12 protein-coding genes are annotated in these 18,560 nt (G+C 72.0%); 9 read left to right on the forward strand and 3 right to left on the reverse strand.

Annotated features, from left to right (window positions below):
• Nucleotides 1-55: 55 nt before the first annotated feature.
• The 8 genes from ACIBSW_RS06480 (at nt 56) to ACIBSW_RS06515 (ending at nt 9,481) form a co-directional block, all read left to right on the forward strand.
• Entirely contained in the window at nt 56-1,123 is a 1,068-nt protein-coding gene (locus ACIBSW_RS06480; RefSeq protein WP_354718490.1) for a PHP domain-containing protein, read from the forward strand.
• 39 nt (nt 1,124-1,162) lie between these two features.
• Nucleotides 1,163-2,833, forward strand: a complete 1,671-nt coding sequence (locus ACIBSW_RS06485; RefSeq protein WP_354718492.1) for a DUF885 domain-containing protein — start codon at nt 1,163-1,165, stop codon at nt 2,831-2,833.
• Nucleotides 2,834-3,293: 460 nt separating this feature from the next.
• Entirely contained in the window at nt 3,294-4,400 is a 1,107-nt protein-coding gene (locus tag ACIBSW_RS06490) for a hypothetical protein (protein WP_354718494.1), read from the forward strand.
• Complete coding sequence (locus ACIBSW_RS06495; RefSeq protein WP_354718496.1) at nt 4,387-7,140, forward strand: nitrate- and nitrite sensing domain-containing protein; 2,754 nt, start codon at nt 4,387-4,389, stop codon at nt 7,138-7,140. The genes ACIBSW_RS06490 and ACIBSW_RS06495 overlap by 14 nt, the downstream gene beginning before the upstream one ends.
• The gene (locus ACIBSW_RS06500; protein WP_354718498.1) at nt 7,137-7,607 is read left to right on the forward strand and encodes a roadblock/LC7 domain-containing protein; all 471 of its coding nucleotides are present in this window, start codon (nt 7,137-7,139) and stop codon (nt 7,605-7,607) included. Before ACIBSW_RS06495 ends, ACIBSW_RS06500 begins: the two co-directional genes overlap by 4 nt.
• Nucleotides 7,604-8,086, forward strand: a complete 483-nt coding sequence (locus ACIBSW_RS06505; RefSeq protein WP_354718500.1) for a DUF742 domain-containing protein — start codon at nt 7,604-7,606, stop codon at nt 8,084-8,086. Before ACIBSW_RS06500 ends, ACIBSW_RS06505 begins: the two co-directional genes overlap by 4 nt.
• Complete coding sequence (locus ACIBSW_RS06510) at nt 8,064-8,696, forward strand: ATP/GTP-binding protein (RefSeq protein WP_354718502.1); 633 nt, start codon at nt 8,064-8,066, stop codon at nt 8,694-8,696. Before ACIBSW_RS06505 ends, ACIBSW_RS06510 begins: the two co-directional genes overlap by 23 nt.
• 95 nt (nt 8,697-8,791) lie before the next feature.
• A complete protein-coding gene (locus ACIBSW_RS06515; protein WP_354718504.1) occupies nt 8,792-9,481 on the forward strand; it encodes a hypothetical protein in 690 nt (229 codons plus the stop codon).
• A 58-nt stretch (nt 9,482-9,539) separates the two neighbouring features.
• On the opposite strand, the gene ACIBSW_RS06520 is transcribed toward ACIBSW_RS06515, so the two are convergent.
• From ACIBSW_RS06520 to ACIBSW_RS06530, 3 genes are read right to left on the reverse strand one after another with little or no spacing between them, the layout of a single operon-like run.
• Nucleotides 9,540-14,408 carry a DNA repair ATPase gene (locus ACIBSW_RS06520; RefSeq protein WP_354718505.1) on the reverse strand — a complete coding sequence of 1,623 codons (4,869 nt, stop codon included), beginning with the start codon at nt 14,406-14,408 and terminating at the stop codon, nt 9,540-9,542.
• Complete coding sequence (locus ACIBSW_RS06525) at nt 14,405-16,471, reverse strand: flotillin family protein (protein ID WP_354718507.1); 2,067 nt, start codon at nt 16,469-16,471, stop codon at nt 14,405-14,407. The genes ACIBSW_RS06520 and ACIBSW_RS06525 overlap by 4 nt, the downstream gene beginning before the upstream one ends.
• Nucleotides 16,472-16,491: 20 nt before the next feature.
• Complete coding sequence (locus ACIBSW_RS06530) at nt 16,492-17,073, reverse strand: hypothetical protein (protein WP_354718509.1); 582 nt, start codon at nt 17,071-17,073, stop codon at nt 16,492-16,494.
• Nucleotides 17,074-17,424: 351 nt separating this feature from the next.
• Between ACIBSW_RS06530 and wecB the strand changes: the two genes are divergently transcribed.
• Entirely contained in the window at nt 17,425-18,558 is a 1,134-nt protein-coding gene (wecB, locus tag ACIBSW_RS06535) for a non-hydrolyzing UDP-N-acetylglucosamine 2-epimerase (RefSeq protein ID WP_354718511.1), read from the forward strand.
• Nucleotides 18,559-18,560: the final 2 nt, after the last annotated feature.

Genomic DNA, 18,560 nt, shown 5'->3' on the forward strand with positions numbered 1-18,560 from the left:
AAGATTCACCCCGGCAACCCCGTCCGCGCCGGCCTGCGGCTCTACTCTGGGCGGCATGGCATCCCGTGATCCGGTCGCCGATCTGCGGCGCATCGCCTTCCTGCTGGAGCGCGCGAACGAGGCGACGTACCGGGTAAAGGCCTTCCGGTCGGCGGCCGCGACCGTCGCGGCCCTGCCCGCGGCGGAGCTGGAGCAGCGCGTGGCCGCCGGCACGCTGGCCGAGCTGTCCGGGGTCGGCGAGGTCACCGCGCGCTGCGTCGCCGAGTCGTTCAACGGCGAGGAACCCGTCTACCTGCGGCGCGTCGAGTCCACCGAGGGCACCGACCTGCAGGGCGCGGCCGCGGCACTGCGGGAGGCGCTGCGCGGCGACTGCCACGCGCACTCCGACTGGTCGGACGGCGGCTCGCCGATCGAGGAGATGGCGCTCGCGGCGGTCGAGCTCGGCCACGAGTACCTGGTGCTCACGGATCACTCGCCGCGGCTCACCGTGGCCCGAGGGCTGACCGCCGAGCGCCTGCGCCGGCAGCTCGACCACGTGGCCAAGCTGAACGCCGCGCTGCCGGAGGGCTTCCGGATTCTCACCGGCATCGAGGTGGACATCCTCGCCGACGGGTCGCTCGACCAGGAGGACGAGCTGCTCGCCCGCCTGGACGTGGTGGTCGGCTCGGTGCACAGCAATTTGCGCGACGACTCGGCGAAGATGACCCGCCGGATGCTGGCCGCGATCGCCAACCCGCATCTCGACATCCTCGGCCACCTCACCGGCCGCAAGGTCGCGGCGAGCGGCGCCGGCGACAAGGGGCACCGGGCCGGGCGGACCCGGCCGCCCAGCGACTTCGACGTCAAGGCCGTTCTCGGCGCCTGCGTCGAGCACGGCAAGGCCGTGGAGATCAATTCGCGGCCGGACCGCCTCGATCCGCCGAAGCGGATGCTCACCGTCGCGGTCGAGGCCGGTTGTCTGTTCAGCATCGACACCGACGCGCACGCGCCGGGCCAGCTCGACTGGCTCCGGTACGGGTGCGAGCGCGCGGCGCTCTGCGGCGTACCGGTGGATCGGGTGGTGAACTCCTGGCCGGCCGACCGCCTGCTGGAGTGGACCGCGGGCCACGCATCGGGGAATTAGGGCGGCGTGGCGGCTCCGGGTTCACGTAGGGTTCGGCGGGTGGGACAGATTGATGACCTCGCGAATCGCTACGTCGACGATTGGGCTCCGCTCAACCCGTCCGGCGCCACCTTCATCGGCGTGCCCGGCCACGACGACAAACTCGACGACCTGTCGCCGGAGGGTTTCGAGGCGCACGCCGAGCTGACCCGGCGCACGCTGGCCGAGCTGGACCCGATCGAGCCGGCGACCGAGGCGGAGAACGTCGCCAAGGACGCCATGCAGGAGCGGCTGGGTCTCGAGCTGGCCCGCCTGGAGGCCGGCGACGTCGCGAGCGGCGTGAACGTGATCGCGAGCCCGGTGCACGAGCTGCGCATGGTCTTCGACCTCATGCCGACCCAGGGCGAGGAGGCGCTCGCCAACATCTCGGCGCGCCTGGCCGCCTTCCCCCGGGCCCTGGAGCAGTACCGGCGCACGCTGCTCGAGCAGGCCGCCAAGGGCAACGTCAGCGCGAGCGTGCAGCTGGTCGAGGTCGGCGAGCAGTGCGCCGCGTGGACGGATCCGGCCCGCGACAACTTCTTCCACCGGCTCGCCGACGGGCTCGAGGCCGACGGGGCGCTCGCGGCCGACCTGCGGCGCAATGCCGCCGCGGCGACCGCGGCGACGGCCGAGTTCGGCGAGTTCCTGCGTACGGAGCTGGCTCCGCTCGGCCGCGACAAGCAGGCGGCCGGCCCGGAGCGGTACGACCGCGCCTCGCAGTACTTCCTCGGCGCGCGGGTCGATCAGCAGGAGACCTACGCCTGGGGCTTCGAGGAGCTGGCCCGGCTCGAGGCCGAGATGCGCGCCGTCGCGGCGCAGATCGTCGGCCCCGGCGCGAGCGTCGACGAGGCCGTCGCGGCGCTCGACGCCGACCCGGCCCGCCGCATCGCGGGCAAGGAGGCGTTCCGGGACTGGATGCAGGCGCTGGCCGACAAGGCGGTGTCGGAGCTGAACGGCACCCACTTCGACATTCCCGAGCCGGTGCTGACGATCGAGTGCTGCACGGCACCGACCAGCGACGGCGGCATCTACTACACCGCGCCGAGCGAGGACTTCAGCCGCCCGGGGCGGATGTGGTGGGCCGTGCCCGAGGGCATGACGGAGTTCTCCACCTGGCGCGAGGCCACCACCGTGTATCACGAGGGCGTGCCGGGCCATCACCTGCAGATCGGGCAGACGCTCTACCGCGCCGAGCTGCTCAACCGCTGGCAGCGGCTGCTCTGCTTCTGCTCCGGGCACGCCGAGGGCTGGGCCCTGTACGCCGAGCGCCTCATGGACGACCTCGGCTACCTGGCCGACCCGGGTGACCGGCTCGGCATGCTCGACGCGCAGGCGCTGCGGGCCAGCCGGGTGATCGTGGACATCGGCATGCACCTGGAGCTGGAGATCCCCCGCGACAACCCGTTCGGCTTCCACCCGGGCGAGCGCTGGACGCCGGAGCTGGGCTGGGAGTTCCTGCGTGCGCACACCCGGATGGACGAGGAGGTGCTGCGCTTCGAGTGGAAGCGTTACCTCGGCTGGCCCGGGCAGGCCCCGTCCTACAAGGTCGGCGAGCGGATCTGGCTGCAGGCCCGGGACGACGCGCGGGCCCGCAAGGGCGCCGACTTCGACCTCAAGGCGTTCCACCGCGACGCGCTCAACCTCGGCGCGCTGGGCCTGGACCCGCTCCGTAAGGCGCTCGACCGGCTCTGAGCACCTGCTCCGCGCCTCGCAACGGCCCGCCCGGCTCTCCGCCGGGCGGGCATTCTCAGGAAATGGTCCAAATCGCGGGACGTTCAGCGTGTGCGCCTGATCACTCTGAGCAAGATTCTCGCACTACGTAATGTATTCGTTACCAAACGGTGACTGCTGCGGGGCTCCCAGATCCATTCCATTGTGGAACGCTCGGGCTACGTCGGCCGTTGCGTCATATCGGCCATGCCGTGCGCACGGCCGCCGCACCCCGCCGCTGCTGGGGGCCGTTTTTCTCCGCGTAGTACAACCACTGCGCCCGGTAGGCGTATCCCCCGATCAGCCGAGCCAACTCTGACCCTTGGAAAGGGGTCGCATGAATATTTCTCGGTTAGATTGACCCGGATCGGTTGCGCCCGCACGGCTACGGAGGGTAGCCGCCAAAACGGTCTATCGCGGATGCATGGCGGAGGAATTGGCAATGTCAGTCTCGGTGGACAACCGACGAACACGTCTGCGCCCTGCGCTCGCGGCTGTTCTGACGGTCCTGATCCTCGTCCCGGCGGCGATCCTCTTCGCCCGAGTCTGGGGCACCCTCTCCGACGAGCGGGACAGCACGGAGCTCGAGAAGCAGGGTGTCGAGTACGTCGCCGCGTTGGCGCCGCTGGTCAGCTCGCTCGCCGAGGCGCAGTCCTCGGCGCTGGCGGGCGTCGCGGCCGCGCCGGGCTCGCTGAACGCCGCCGTCAACGGTGTCGCCGCCGTCGATCAGCGCCTCGGCCAGACCCTGGGCACCCGGGAGCGCTGGACCGACCTGCGCGACAAGATCGACAAGCTGCCGAAGGCCCCCAGCAGCCCGCTGCTCGTCTTCCAGGCACACGTCGAGGTCACCGACCTCGCGCTCGCCCTCTACAACACCGTGCGCGACAACTCCGAGCTGGCCCGCGACCCCGACAACGACATCTCGCACCTGCAGCAGGCCGTCGCGGTCGACCTGCCCGCCGCCGTCGTGCAGGTCAGCCGCATGGGCGACCTCAGCCAGCTGGTCGCCGAGGCGACACCGCAGCTGCGTACCCAGCTCGCGCCGCAGTTCGGCGCCGCCGTGCAGTCGGTCAACTCGACGGTCAACAGCCTGACCGACAACCTGCAGGCCGCGGTCGACGACACCGGCAGCACCACCCTGAGCGGCGAGCTGGTCAGCGGGCTGGACTCGTTCCGCCGGGGCGTGGAGTCGCTGACCCGCGGCGCCAACCCGGGCGGCGTCCCCAACACGGCCACCATGGCGACCGCGCAGAGCCAGCTGCAGGTCTCCCTCGCGAACCTCTCCGGCATCGTCTCGCGCGAGATGACGGCGCTGCTCGACGACCGGACGGACGACCTGGACTCGCAGGCGCTGGTGGCCCTGGCCGCGGCCGGCGCGGCCGTCCTGCTCATCGCCGCCGCGGTCGTGACGACGCTGACCGGCCGGAATCGCCGGGGACCGGAGCAGACCACCGAATCGGCATCGGCCGGGCGCGAGCCCGGCGCGACAACGCCCGCGTACGGCGACGACAACGCGACATGGCGGGAGCGATCCGGTGCTCTTCGGTAGGTTCCGCATCCTCGGCAAGCTCACGCTGCTCGTCCTCGTGCCGCTGATCGGCGTCGTCGCGCTCGCCGTGCCGATCGTCGTCAACCGCGTCGACGTCGCCCGGGACGCGCAGTCGATCTCCGACAAGGTCGAGCTCGCCACCCGGGTCGGTTCGGCGGTGCAGGAGCTGCAGGAGGAGCGCCTGCTCTCCGTCGGCTATCTGTTCGGCCTGATCCAGGCGCCGGAGCTGGTCGTGCAGAGCGCCAAGACGACCGATCGCATCCAGGGGCTCAAGCGCCTCGACCAGCCGGCCACGCCGGAACTGCTCGACGCCGTCGACGGCCTGAAGCGGCTGGACACCACCCGGGCCAGCGTCATCAACCGGACCATCCGGCCCGACCTGATCGTCACCGAGTTCACCGCGGTCATCACGCCGTTCTTCGACGCGATGGCGCTGTCGAAGAGCGCCGACCTGACCACCTCGACGGGCGGACAGGTCTACGCCCTCGAGCAGTCCCTGCGCACCGACGACATGGTCAGCCAGGCCATCGCCTACCTGACCGCCGCCGCGGTGACCAAGAACGCCTCGCTGGTCGGCCTCTTCTACACCACGCTGGCGCAGCTGCGGCTGGTCATCAGCAGCGCGCGGCCGTACTTCACGGACGGCCAGTACAAGCTCTACCTCGGCGCGCTGGAGGCGTTCTCCTCCCGGGTCGGCAACCGGTTCCTCGTCGCGGCCGCCACCGACCCGGACGCGGCCGTCCGGCTGCTGAACCCGAAGACGCTCTTCCCGGCGATGCGTTCGGTCATCGTCCTCGGCGGCTTCGTGGAGAAGCGGGTCGCCGCGGACGTCGACGTCGCGGTCGAGGACAGCCGGGACAGCGCCCTGCGGGTCGCCGGCGTCGTCGGCGGCGGCACCGTGATCCTGCTGCTGGTGGTGGTCGCGCTGTCGCTGATGATGGCCCGCGCCGTCGCCCGGCCGCTGCGCCGCCTCACCTTCTCCGCCGACCGGATCGCCCGCGCCGCGGAAACCGAGCTCGAGCGGGTCGCCGACGACGACCTCGAGCACGCCCGGGCGATCCGCCTCGACCCCGTCGACGTGCAGGCACAGGACGAGATCGGCGACCTGGCCCGGGCCTTCGACCGGGTGCAGAACACCGCCGCCAAGCTGGTGGAGCGGCAGGTGGCCGGCCGGCGCAACGTCGCGCAGATGTTCGGCCACGTCGGTCGCCGTACCCAGAACCTGGTCGGCCGCCAGCTCGCCCTGATCGACAGCCTGGAGCGCCGCGAGACCGACAGCGACCGCCTGCGGGAGCTGTACCGCCTCGACCACCTCTCCAGCCGCCTGCGCCGCAACGCGTCCAGCCTGGTCGTGCTCTCCGGTGCCGTCGGCGCGAACGACCACATGGCCCCGATGCCGCTCTCCGACGTCGTCCGGCTGGCCCTCGCCGAGATCGAGGACTACACCCGCGTCGACATCGAGGTGCCCGAGGAGATCGTGATCGTGCCGGCCGTCCTGGCCGACCTCACGCTGCTGCTGGCGGAGCTGATGGAGAACGCGACGTCGTTCTCACCGCCGCACACCCGGGTCAAGATCACCGGCGCGGAGCTGCGCGGCGGCGCCCGGCTCGCGATCATCGACCAGGGCCTGGGCCTGACCCCCGAGCGGATCGCCGAGGAGAACTCCCGGCTGACCCACCGCGAGCGCCTCGACCTGGCGCCCAGTGAGGTGCTCGGCCTGTTCGTGGTCGGCCGCCTCGCCCGGCGGCACGGCATCGAGGTCACCCTCGCCGACACCCCCGAGGGCGGGATCACCGTCTGGGTCGACCTCGGCCCGGAGCACCTCCTGGCGGCGCCCGAGCCGCTGCCGAGCATCCGGCTCGGTCCGATCCAGGCGACCGTGCCCAGCCACCACACCGAGTTCGGCCCGCTGCTCGCCGGCTCGTCGGGCCGCTCGGTACCGGGCAGCGCGCTGCCGTTCGACGCCAACGTGCTGAACCGGGCCACGAAGACCCTCGAGGCCGGCCGGTCGTGGAACGCGTTCGCGCCGGTCCGTGCCGCCGCGCCCGCGCTCGAGGCGGCGCCGCACGGCAGCCCGGCGCAGTCGGTGCCGCAGCTGCCGGCGCCGCGGCCCGCCAGCCTGGCGGCGGCGCCGTACATGTCCGGCTCGCCCGTCGCCGGGCGCTTCCCTCCGCTGGAACTCCCCTCGGCGGGCCGGTTCGCCGAGCCCGAGCCGGCCATCGTCGTAGAGGGACCGATCGTCATGTCAACGCCCTCCGACGCCATCCAGCTGCCGCACCAGCGGCTCGAGCCCCTCGCCGACCAGCGGCCGGCCCAGCCGCACGCCCCGGAGGCGCGCAACGCCGCGCCCGCCGCCGGCCCGCTGCGCCGCCGCGTGCCCGGCAACCAGATGCCGCTCGAGGCCGGGCCCCGGCCGACGGCCGCCCCGACGCCCACCTCGGACGACGCGCTCGCGGCCCGAGAGGCGTTCGACGCCTTCGAGGAGGGCGTGTCGCGCGCGCAGTGGGACGTCATCGAGCAGGACATGTCCTCGCCGCCCGCCGCCGGGCACCCGCCGCTGACCCGCCGGGTGCCGGGCGCGACGCTGCCGGCCACCGATTCCCCGAAGACCCCGGCGCCGGCCTCCCCGCCACAGCCGCTCGACCCGGAAGCCGCCCGGGCCGCGATGGAGCAGTTCGAATTCGGCGTCGCACGCGCCATGAGTGAAACGCAGCCACTACCCGAGGGACAACCGCGATGACTTCCCCCTTCCCCACCGAAACCGGCAACGGTCAGGACTTTGCGCAGTCCCAGCTGAGCGCCGAGGCGAAGACCTTCAACTGGTTGCTGGACTCGTTCACGTCCGGCACCGCGGGAGTCGTCGAAGCGATCGCCGTCTCCTCCGACGGCCTGCTCATGGCGATGTCGGCGATCAAGGACCGGCCCAACGCCGAGCGCCTTGCCGCGGTCGTCTCGGGCCTGACCAGCCTCGCCGGCGGCGCGGCCAGCTGGTACGCGCTGGGCAGCCTCAACCGCGTCATCATCGACATGGCGGACGGCTACCTGCTGGTGACCGCGATCAGCGCCGGCTCCGTGCTCGGCGTCATCGCGGACCGGACCGCCAACCTCGGCACCCTCGCGTACGAGATGACGCTCTTCGCCACCCGCGCGGGTGGCGCCCTCAGCCCGCGACTCATCGCTGAATTGAAGAACGCCGTCCAGCAATGAGGCATTCGGCCGACCCCGACGACCCGGAACACCCGGCGGCGCCAGGTGTCCGGCCGTTCCTGCACAGCGCCGGCTCCGGCGGGCGGCACCAGGCGGCGCTGCCGGCGGTGCCGCACCAGCCCGCGGTGCCCGCGCCCCCGCCGGGCGAGCAGACCACGTCGCTGCGGCCGTTCGTCATCACGTCCGGCCGCGTCGACGGGCTCGACCCGAACGTCGGCCTGGAGACCCAGGTGAGTACCCACCCGGGCGCGCTGTCCGCGCGCCTCTCACCCGAGCAGCGGGCGATCGTGCACCTCTGCGACGAGCCGCTGTCGGTCGCGGAGATCTCCGCCCGGCTCCGGATGCACCTCGGCGTCACCCGGATCCTCGTCGGCGATCTGAGTGCCGCCGGGCACCTGGACGTTCACGTGTTGGACAGCGAATTCCCCGACCCTGAGACCATCATGCGAGTGATCCGTGGACTTCGATCCATATCCTGACGGCAGGGCCTTCGGCTCTGCGCGCGTGCCCGACGCGCCGCGGCGGGCCAAGCCCCCCGTACCGGTCAAGATCATCGTGGCCGGCGGCTTCGGCGTGGGCAAGACGACCACTGTCGGCGCCATCTCGGAGATCTCCCCGCTGACCACCGAGGCCGAGATGACGCTGGCCGGGGTCGGCGTCGACGACCCGGGCCAGGCGGCCGGCAAGACCACCACCACCATCGCGATGGACTTCGGCTGCGTCACGATCGACCAGACCCTGAAGCTGTACCTGTTCGGCACGCCCGGTCAGACCCGCTTCGCGTTCATGTGGGACGACCTGGTGCGCGGGGCCCTCGGCGCCCTCGTCGTGGTCGATACGACCCGGATTGATGACTGTTATCCCGCCGTGGACTACTTTGAGCGGGCGGGCCTGCCGTTCGTGGTCGGCGTCAACACCTTCGACGGGCAGCTAGGCTACAACCTGGACGAGGTGCGCTGGGCCCTTGCCGTGCGTGACGAGGTGCCGGTTGTCCAGTTTGACGCCCGTTTTCGGGGATCGGTGCGGGATGCTCTGCTCGTGGTGCTCGACCAGGCCCTCGACAAGGCCATGAAGATGAGAACGTCGTAAGGTGTTCGCCGACTCGCTCCGTGCCCGGTTCCCAAACCACCCGTCGAGCGGGCAAAGTGAGTACGGGCAACTGCGTGTGACGGGAGGACGGTGACGTGCGAGGCGGATTAGACGACGCGCTCGACAAGCTGGCGCGCCGGGATGAGCTGCGTCGTCGTGCCGCGGGGGAGGTCAACGGCACCCCGCCGTCGGTGACGGAGCTGGTCGAGGCGATCGCCGCTGTCGTCGGCCGCTATCCCGAGCTCGGCGTGACGGTGGGTGTCGAGGGCGCCGGTGATCCGGTGCTCCTGCACTTCGCGGTCGAGGACGGCATCGTGCAGGTCAGCGCGGACAACTCGGTGGCCGATCGGGTCGCCGAGGCGGCACCGACCTCGCCGCGGCACGCGGACTTCGACATCGACCCCGAGGACCCGGAGCCCTACACCCCGCCGTACGGCTACGTGTTCGAGCAGCCGGTGGACCAGGGCTACGACCGCTACGCCGAGCCCGCGGGGCCGCGCGCCCAGGATACGTTCGCGCCGCACCCGTTCGCGGCGACCCCGCCGCCCCCGGTCCCGCCGCAGACGAGCCGCCGCGCCCACGCGGAGCAGCACCGCGCGCCGGAGGAGCCGGTCGCGGCCCGGCGCGGCGCACACCAGCCGGTGCCGGAGCAGCGTGGCATGCCGGCCCCGCTGCCGGAGCCGATCCCGCTGCAGGTCGACACCACCGAGGAGACGGAGATCGCCGCGAAGCGCCTGGCGGCGCTGCTGCGCGACAACCCGTCCCTGCTGCGCTCGCAGGAGTGAAACGGCAGTAAGCAGGAGTGAAACCGGCGCCGCCACGAGGCGGCGCCGGTAACGCCGCTCAGCCCTTCGGGCCCAGCTTCCCGATCGCCTTCTCCACGCCGGCGACCCGGTCGGCGAGCAGCCCCACCGCGCCGACCGCCCTGGACATCGGGTCGTCGGCCGCGCCGCCCAGCGCCTGGTCGCGCACGTAGGCCGCCTTGACCTCGGCCCAGCGCTCCGCCTGCTCCGGCGTGAGCCGCCCGCGCAGCTCGGCCAGCTTCAGCAGGTTCGCCTCCGCGCCCGTCGTCAGCGTCTGCGCCTCGCCGCGGTAGTGGTCGTCGATGACCGTCTCCAGCTCGGCGTCGTTCATCACCGGGACGATCCGCTCGGCCAGCTTGTTCATGTTGCGGTACGAGCCCTGCAGCTTGAACGGCGGCTCGGTGCGCCCGGCGTCGGCCTGCCCCGCCGAGGCGATGTAGGCCCGGTTGTTGTTCAGCACGATCCGCTGCACCCGGCGCATCTTGCGCAGCACCGACAGCACCTGCTCCAGCTCCGTCGCCGAGTACGGGTGGCTGAGCCGGTCCGGCCGCACCGACTCGTCGCCCTCGGCGAGCCGGACCAGCAGCGGCAGGTCGGCCCGGTCGCGGGACGACAGCGGCGCCAGCACGGTGTTCGACGTCAGCGCGTTCTCCAGGTACGACATCTCGAACACGTCGTCGCGGCCCGCGAGCACGTCGCCGAGGTTCCACACGTCGGCCCGGTTGGCCAGCATGTCCGGGATCCGGAACCGCTGACCGCTCTCCGTGTACGGGTTGCCGGCCATGCACACCGCGAACCGCTTGCCCCGCATGTCGTACGTGCGGGTCCGGCCCTCCCAGACGCCCTCCATCCGGCGCTGCGCGTCGCAGAGCGAGATGAACTTCTGCAGCAGCTCCGGCGAGGTGTGCTGGATGTCGTCGAGATAGAGCAGGACGTTGTTGCCCAGCTCCAGCGCGAACGAGATCTTCTCGATCTCCTGCCGCGCCGTCGCGTTCGGCGCCTGCGCCGGGTCGAGCGAGGTGACGTCGTGCCCGAGCGCCGGGCCATTGACCTTGACGAAGACCAGGCCGAGGCGGTTGGCGACGTACTCCATCAGCGTCGTCTTGCCGTAGCCGGGCGGCGAGATCAGCAGCAGCAGGCCGGACTGGTCGGTGCGCTTGGCGTCGCCGGCCGCGCCGAGCTGCCGGGCCAGGTTGTCGCCGATCAGCGGCAGATAGACCTCGTCCAGCAGCCGGTTGCGCACGAACGCGCTCATCACGCCGGGCTTGAACTCGTCCAGCCGCAGCCGCTCGCGTTCGGCGGCGGCCAGGGCCGTCCGCTGCTTCTGGTACGCCCGGTACGCCGGCACCGCGGCCGCCCGGAACGCACCTGTACGGGTCAGCACCTCGTCCAGCCGCAGCTCGATCGCGCGATCGACGATGCGGGGATGCGCGCCGAGCAGCCCGCCGACGGTCGCGGTCAGCGCCGCCGCCGAGTCGTGCCGGGTCAGCGACGAGCCGGTCAGCTCAAGGGCGACGGCCTCGGCGAGGTCCTCAGCCGCACCGGCACCGGGCTGCGCGGCCAGGAACGCGGTCAGCCAGGCCGTCACGAGCTGCCGCCGCGCGGTGAGGTCGCCGGCCAGGGCACGCAGGTCGTCGGCGTAGTCGCGGGCGGCCGCCGCCGGTCCGCTGCCCAGAGCGCGGTGGAACCGCTCGACCAGCGCGCGGGCGCCGGTGCCGGTGACGAACCCGGCCGGCGTGCTCGCCAGCTCCTCCACCAGATACTCGCCGACCAGCGGATCCGCGCCCGCGGCCGCGCTGAGCTCCGCGCACAGCTCGGGCAGCGCGGAGCCGGCCGAGCCGAACATCTCCCGGGCCCGGACCAGCGACGACGCGCGCCGCGCCCAGGCCGTCTTGTCGCCCTCGCCGAAGGCCCAGAACAGCTGCGCCTCGGCGCGTACCGGGCCGGGATAGCGCAGCAGGCCGGCGGCGGCGCTCAGCCGGACCAGGGTCTCCAGGATCAGCGCGGCGTCGGCGTCGTGCACGCCGCGCTCGTACCCCTCGTCGTAGCGGGCCTCGGCGGCCCGGCGCACGACGTCGATCAGCGTGCCGCCGGCCGCGGCCGCCGCGACCCCGGCCGGATCGTCGGCGAGCAGCGCCGCGGCGAGGTGCTCGCCGCGATAGACCGACGGCGTCTCGGAGACGACGGTCTGGCTCCAGAACGGCCGGGTCGCCGCGAACGACTCGTCCCGCACCGGGGCGCGGTAGTCGGTGCCGGTGACGGCGAACGCCAGGTCGGGCCCGTCCGGCACCAGCGTCAGGTCGATGGCCTGGGTGTTCACCGCGAACGTGTGCCGACCCAGGCGGATCGTGGCGCCGCCCTCGCCGTACAGGTCGAGCCGGTCGCGCAGGGACCGGCCGGCCTCCTGCCGGGCCGCCTTGACGCGCCCGTCCAGCTCCTCGGCCCGGACGGTGTCGCCGAGGGTACGCAGCTCGCCCGCGACCGAGCGCAGCTTGCCGACCATCGGATCGGTGGCGAAGTAGGTGTTGACCTCGTCGAGGGTGGCCAGCCCGGCGACCCGGCGCTGCACGCTGGCGAGCGTGCGCTGTGCCGAGTCGACCAGCCGGTCGGCCCGCCGGGCCCGGTCGTCGAGCAGCGCCTGCCGGCGGGCCGCGAACGCCTCGTACACCTCGGAGCGCTTGGCGCTGAGCTGGTCGATGAAGTCGTCGAAGTCGCCGAACCGCGACTCCAGCGCCTCGACTTGGAGCATCAGTTTGGCGACCTGCTCGTCGCTGTGCTCCGGGGTGTCCGCGGCGGCGAGCCCGGCGGTGACGGACTGGCCGAGCAGGGCGAACTCCGCGGCGAACGCGGCCCGGCCCTCGACCGCGGCGAGTTCGCGGCGGCGGGAGTCCAGGGTGGCCCGGGCGCGGTTGACGCCGCCGAGCACCTCGCCGATCCGCTCCAGGATGGCGACCCGCACTGTCGCGTCCGCGATGTCGAGGCCGCCGACCACGTCGGTGACGATCTGCAGCCCGTCGGCCTGCTCGGTGAGCCGCTCCGCGACGGGCGCGGCCTCGGCGACGGTGGCGATACCGGCCGCGTCGGCGACCAGCTGCTCCACCGACTGCTGGTAGCTGGCGAAGGCGTCCTCGCGCTGCAGGAACTCGACGGCCCGCCGGGCGGTCGACTCGACCTCGGCGGCGAGGTCGCGCTCGAGGCCGTCGAGCCGGGCCAGGTCGACGTAGCGCAGCTCGCGCAGCGTCACGATCCGGCCCTGCGCCTGCCGCAGCGTGGCGAGCTGCCCGATCCAGGCGTCGGTCGTGGTCGGCACCTCGCCGCGGGCCCGGCGGATCAGCGACGCGGTCGCCGCGGCGGCCTCGTCGACCGCGGCGGTGGCCTGCCCGGTCAGCGCCTGCACGGACTCGTACTCGTCCAGCACCTGCTCGGCGGTCGCGCGCACCTCGGACAGCGGGGTGCGCAGGTCGCCGAGGTCACGCTCGCCGAGCCAGTGGTAGTGGTCGAAGAGCCGGGTGCAGGCGGCGATGATCGCCTCGAACACCGCGGCGGACGGGGTCATCTCGTCGACCATCCGGGCCACCGAGAGCGCGTCGGCGATGCCCCGGACCAGGTCCGCGTTGCCGACCCGGTCGAGCGGCCCGCTGCCGACGGGCTGCGCCGCCGCGTAGGTGTCCGACACGTACGGCGTCTGCCACACCTGCATCGGGTGCACCCGCGACGGCTCGTCCGTCAGGTGCCGGAAGGCGATCAGCGTGCCGTCGTCGAAGAGCGAGTACCCGTGGCAGGCGATCGGCGTGGCGACCTCCTTGCGGATCACGTTGTACGGCAGCAGCAGATACCGCCCGGCCGCCCGGGCGTGGAAGACGTAGAGCACGTCCTCGCCGTTGACCGAGCGCACGACCCGCTCGAACTCGAGATCGGCCACGTCCGCGTCGAACGTCTTGGCCACCCCGGTCGCCAGGTAGTAGCCGCCCGGGAAGATCACGCCCTGGTCCTCGGGCAGCCGCTGGCAGGCCTGCCCGATCCCGTCGAGACGCCGCACGTCCCTGGTCCGGGTGTTGAAGACCAGGTACCGCTGCCGGGTCTCCTTGTACGGCAGCACCCGCAGCAGGATCAGCGGGCCGACCCGGGCGTACGCGATCTCCGCGTCGGCGAGGCTCTGCAGCGGCTCGTCCACCGGCTCGGAGTAGACGCCCTCGCCGTCCTCGGTGTTGTTCTCCACCTTGACGGTGAGGTTTCCCCCCACCGTCTCCACGAAGACCTCGTCCTCGATGGTGACGTGCGGGTGCCGGCCCAGCACGTGGTGCTCCCGGGTGGTGAGCACCCACTCGAAGTCGTGCGACGGCGGGAAGACGTGGTCGCGTTCGCCGCGGCTGTCCACGTACGACACGCCGTCGGCGCCGACCTTCCAGCGCAGCACCTTCAGGTCATCGACGCGGGCACCGGTCTGGAAGACGGCCAGGACCATGCCCTCCAGCCGGCGCAGCTGCAGCAGGTGCGTCTCGCGGTAGTAGCGGTACAGCTCCGCGAAGTCGCGCTGGAAGGCCGGGTCGTCGAGCAGCCCGGGCAGCGTCGCGCCGGCGTCGAAGCGGAACGCGTCGCCGTCGCGGCCGAAGCCGTGCACGGCGAACACGTCCGAGACCGCCGTCTCGGTCTTCAGCCCGATGAAGACGTTGTAGCCGAACAGCATCGCGCCGCCGACCTGCACGATGTCGCGCGGGACGCAGTTGTTGTCGGTGCGGATGCGCTCGGCGCCGAGCAGCCGCATCTGCTGCCCGCCGAAGGTCTCCACCCGGCGGGCGTTCAGCTCCTCGGCCCGCTCGGCCAGCTCCTTGGCCTGGCTGCCGAGCCGGCCGCGCAGCACCTCATAGGTGCCGGCGTCCAGGGCGCCGGCGTCGAGGACGGCCGTCACCGCTGGGCCACCACCGTGCCGTTGGCCGGCCCGCCGGTCAGGGCCGCGAGCTCGGTGTCCGCGACGCCCAGCTTCTTGGCCGCCGCGAGCAGCTCACGCAGCTTGCCCGCGTCGTTGCCGCCGGCCTTGATCTGCTGGGTGAGGAACGCGGCCAGGGTCAGGTTCGCGACGTCGCCGGTCGACACCGAGCCGAGCAGCCGGCCCAGGTCGTCGGCGATGTTCGCCTCGCCGTTGAGGTAGCGCGCGCCGAGGCCCTGCGCGACGGTCGAGTGGTCGATGAAGCCGTCCAGGCTCTTGCCCATCGTGATCGAGCCGAGCAGCTTGTCGAAGAAGACCGAGTCACCGCCGACGATGTCGATGTTCGCCTTCTCCAGCCCGGCGGCGACGACCATGGCCTGCGACTCGGCGATCTCCTTGTGCACGTTGATGCCGGCCAGCCGGATCTCCTTCTCCATCTCGAGCCGGATCCGGTACTCCTCGTGCTCGCGGGTGACCTCGTCGAGCGCGCCCATCGCGGCGGCCTTCTCGGTGAGGCCCTCGGCCTCGCCCTTCAGTCGCTCGCGGATCGCCTCGGCGGCGACCAGGGCCTTCTCCCGCTCGACAGCGGCCTCGGCGCGCCCGGTCCGCTCGAGCACCTCGGCCTCGACGCGGCCGGTCTTCTCGAGCACGTCGGCGTTGCGCTCGCGGACCTGGACGTCGGCGAGGCCGGCGGCGGCCGCCTCGGCCTGCGTACCCTCGGCCAGCCGGATCTTGGCGCGGGCGTCGAGCTCGGCGGTCTGCTGGCGGGTCTCGGCCAGCAGCAGCTCCTCGCGGGCCTTGAACTTGGCCGCGGCCTCCGCGGCCTCGGCCGCCTTGATGTCCTTGACCAGGTGCTCCTGCGCCTCGGCCTCGGCCGCGATGATGACGGCCTGGCGGGTGCGCTCGGCCTCCTCGACGACCCGGAGGCGCTTGATGTTCTCCTCCTGCTCGGCGACGGTCTTCTCGACCGCGATGCGCTCGCGGATCACCTCGGCGATCGCCCGCTTCTCGCCCTCGACCTCCTTGTTCTTGGAGATCGTGGAGAGCTCGGTCTCCCGCTCGCGGCCGATGACCTCGAGCATCCGGTCCTTCTCGATGCGCTCGGTCTCGATCGCGATGACCCGCTCGCGGTTCTTCTCGGCGACCGCGATCTCCCGGTTCTTGTTCTCCTGCTGCACGCCGAGCTGCTGGGCGGTGCGCAGGTTCGCGCCCTCGGCGCGGAGCCGCTCCTCGGCCTGCGCGAGGACGATCTCCGCCTCCTCCCGGGCCCGGATGGTCTCGATCTCGCGGCGCTGCTTGATCTCCGCGTCCGCCTGCCGGCGCTCCAGCTCGAGGATCGCCTCGCGGGCGTCCACGTTCTGGCGGGTGATCTCCTTCTCCTCGTTGCGCCGGTAGTCGTTGGTGCGGACCGCCTCGATCGCGGTCAGCTCGGTGATCTTCCGGATGCCCTGCGCGTCCAGGATGTTCTTCGGGTCGAGCGAGATCATCGGCGTCTGCTCGAGGAAGTCGATGGCCGCGTCCTCGAGGCTGTAGCCGTTGAGGTCGGTGCCGATCACCTCGATGATCTGGTCCCGGAACTCGTGGCGCTTGGTGTAGAGATCCACGAAGTCGAGCTGCTTGCCGACCGTCTTGAGTGCCTCGGAGAACTTGGCGCTGAACAGCTCCTGCAGCGTCTGCTCGCTGCTGGCGCGGGTGGTGCCGATCGCCTGCGCGACCTTGATGACGTCCTCGGTGGTCTTGTTGACCCGGACGAAGAACGTGATCCGGATGTCGGCGCGGATGTTGTCGCGGCAGATCAGGCCCTCACGCCCGGTACGCGAGATCTCGATCGTCTTCACCGAGATGTCCATGAACTCGGCCTTGTGCAGGACCGGCAGCACGACGGCGCCGGTGAAGGTCACGTCAACGCGGCGGACCTTGGACACGATGAGTGCCCTGCCCTGTTCGACCTTGCGGAACATGCGGGCGAAGAAGAACGCGGCGCCAAGGACGACGAGGAGTACGACGGCGATGAGCACGCCGAAGCCGGTGGAGATCACGTCCATGTGTGAGTCCTTTGTTGTCGTTACTGGTCAGGGCTCGTGGCGATGTCGGCCGGGACAACCCAGAAGAACTCGCCGTCGGCATCGAAGTCGAAGATCAGGGCGACGGATCCCGCGCGCAGCTCGTCGTCGCCGGGCGTGCGGACCTGCACGATCGCGGACGAGCCGTCGGGCGAGTGCACCTCGGCCTGCCCGAACGTCGCGGTGACACGGCCGGTGCGTACCACACAGGTGAGGCCGACGAAGTCGGCGCGGGAGGGTTCGGCTCCGGCGGGCATGAACCGCCGCAGGAGCAGCACGGCCAGGCGAGCGAGCACCCAGGCGAGGACGAGCGAGCCGGCCAGGACGAGCGCGGCCGGCACCGCGCCGAGCAGTACGCCGCCGGCCAGGCTGGCGAACCAGGCGACGGCGATGAGCAGGGAGAGCACGATCGAGGCCGGCACACCGGCGAGGCCGAGGACACTGAGGAAGCCGGCGTCCCCGCCGTCACCCTCCGGGTCGGCGCCGCCGGCGATGACCACGATCCAGTACCCGATGACGACGATCAGAAGTGGGGTGAGGACGACTGCGGGAAAACTGAGCGCAGCATCCAGAAACCCGCCCATCAATCCGCCCCGTTTCCCCATGTCAACGCGACCGCAATCCGTCGCCTGAGCTGGCGACCTTATCCCTTGCGGTGACACCGATGATGACAGCACCTGTCAATGTCCACCGCACCCGCTGAGACGACAATCCGTCACCCTTTCGGCCGAATCCCGACTCGCGGGCACTCATTGTCACTCTGCGCAATGCGCCGTGATCCACTGTCACGAGGCGGTTTGCGCCAATTACGCCGCGCCTGAGATGTCTGACATGGTCCGAAAGGTCAATTCAGGGCAACGCTGCGTCCACCGACCTTGCATCACGCTGAGTAGCGACTAAGGTCCTGTACGTCCCGCCCGGAAGAAGGCCCCCCGATGTCGCCTCCCGAAGTGCACCTGGTCTGCGGCACCCGCCCGCAGGCCGTCCGGCTCGCGCCGGTCGCGGTGGCGATGCGCGAGGCCGGCCTGGTCACGCCCGTCGTGGTCGCCGGCGGCCGGTACCCGGCGATGGTCGGCCAGGCGTTCGCCGCCTTCGGCCTGGCCCCGGATGTCACGCTGCGCGTCGAGCGCGGCGCCGGCAGCCGTGCCGAGCTGCGCACCGAGATGATCCGCCGGCTCGACGCGCTGTGGACCGAACGGCCCCCGGCCGCCGCGCTCGTGCAGGGCGACACCACGACCAGCCTGGCCGGCGCGCTCGCCGCGTGCTGGCGGCGCATACCCGTCGTGCACCTCGAGGCCGGGCTGCGCTCGGACGATCTCGGCTCGTCGTTCCCCGAGGAGGCCGACCGCCGCCTGATCACCCAGGTCGCCGCCCTGCACCTCACGCCGACGCCGCACGCCGCGATGAACCTGCTCGACGAGGACGTGGCCACCGGCGACGTGCTGATCACCGGCAACACCGTCGTCGACGCGGCCCTCGCGATCGCCCGGCGCCGGCCGCCGTTCGAGAACCCCGAGATCGCCGCCGCGCGGGCAGCCGCGACGGGCCGCCGGCTGATCGTCGTGGCCGTGCACCGGCGCGAGTCGTGGGGCGCCCCGCTGGACCGCGTGCTGGCCGCGGTACGCCGGCTCGTCGAGCGGTACGCCGACCTCGACGTGATCCTGCCGGCACACCCCAACCCGGCCGTCCGCGCCCAGGTACACGCCGGGCTCGGCGGCGTGGACCGGGTCACGATCACCGGCCCGCTGCCGTACCCGGACCTGTCCCGGCTGCTCTCCGAGTCCTATCTCGTGCTCACCGACTCCGCCGACATCCAGCAGGAGGCGCCCTCGTTCGGCGTGCCGGCCCTGGTGCCGCGGGAGACCACCGAGCTGCTCGTCGAGCAGGCCTCCGCGCTGCTCGACAGCCGGGTCCGCCGGGACGCGATGACCGCGGGCGGAAACCCGTACGGCGACGGCCTCGCCGCCCGCCGCGCGGCGCAGGCCGTCGCGGCGCTGCTCGGCCTCGCCGACCACCCCGACCCGATGCCCGCCCTCGGGTCGCACGCCGCCGCGTACGGCGCGTTCTAAAG

Source organism: Actinoplanes sp. NPDC049668, from assembly GCF_044465445.1.
Lineage (GTDB): Bacteria > Actinomycetota > Actinomycetes > Mycobacteriales > Micromonosporaceae > Actinoplanes.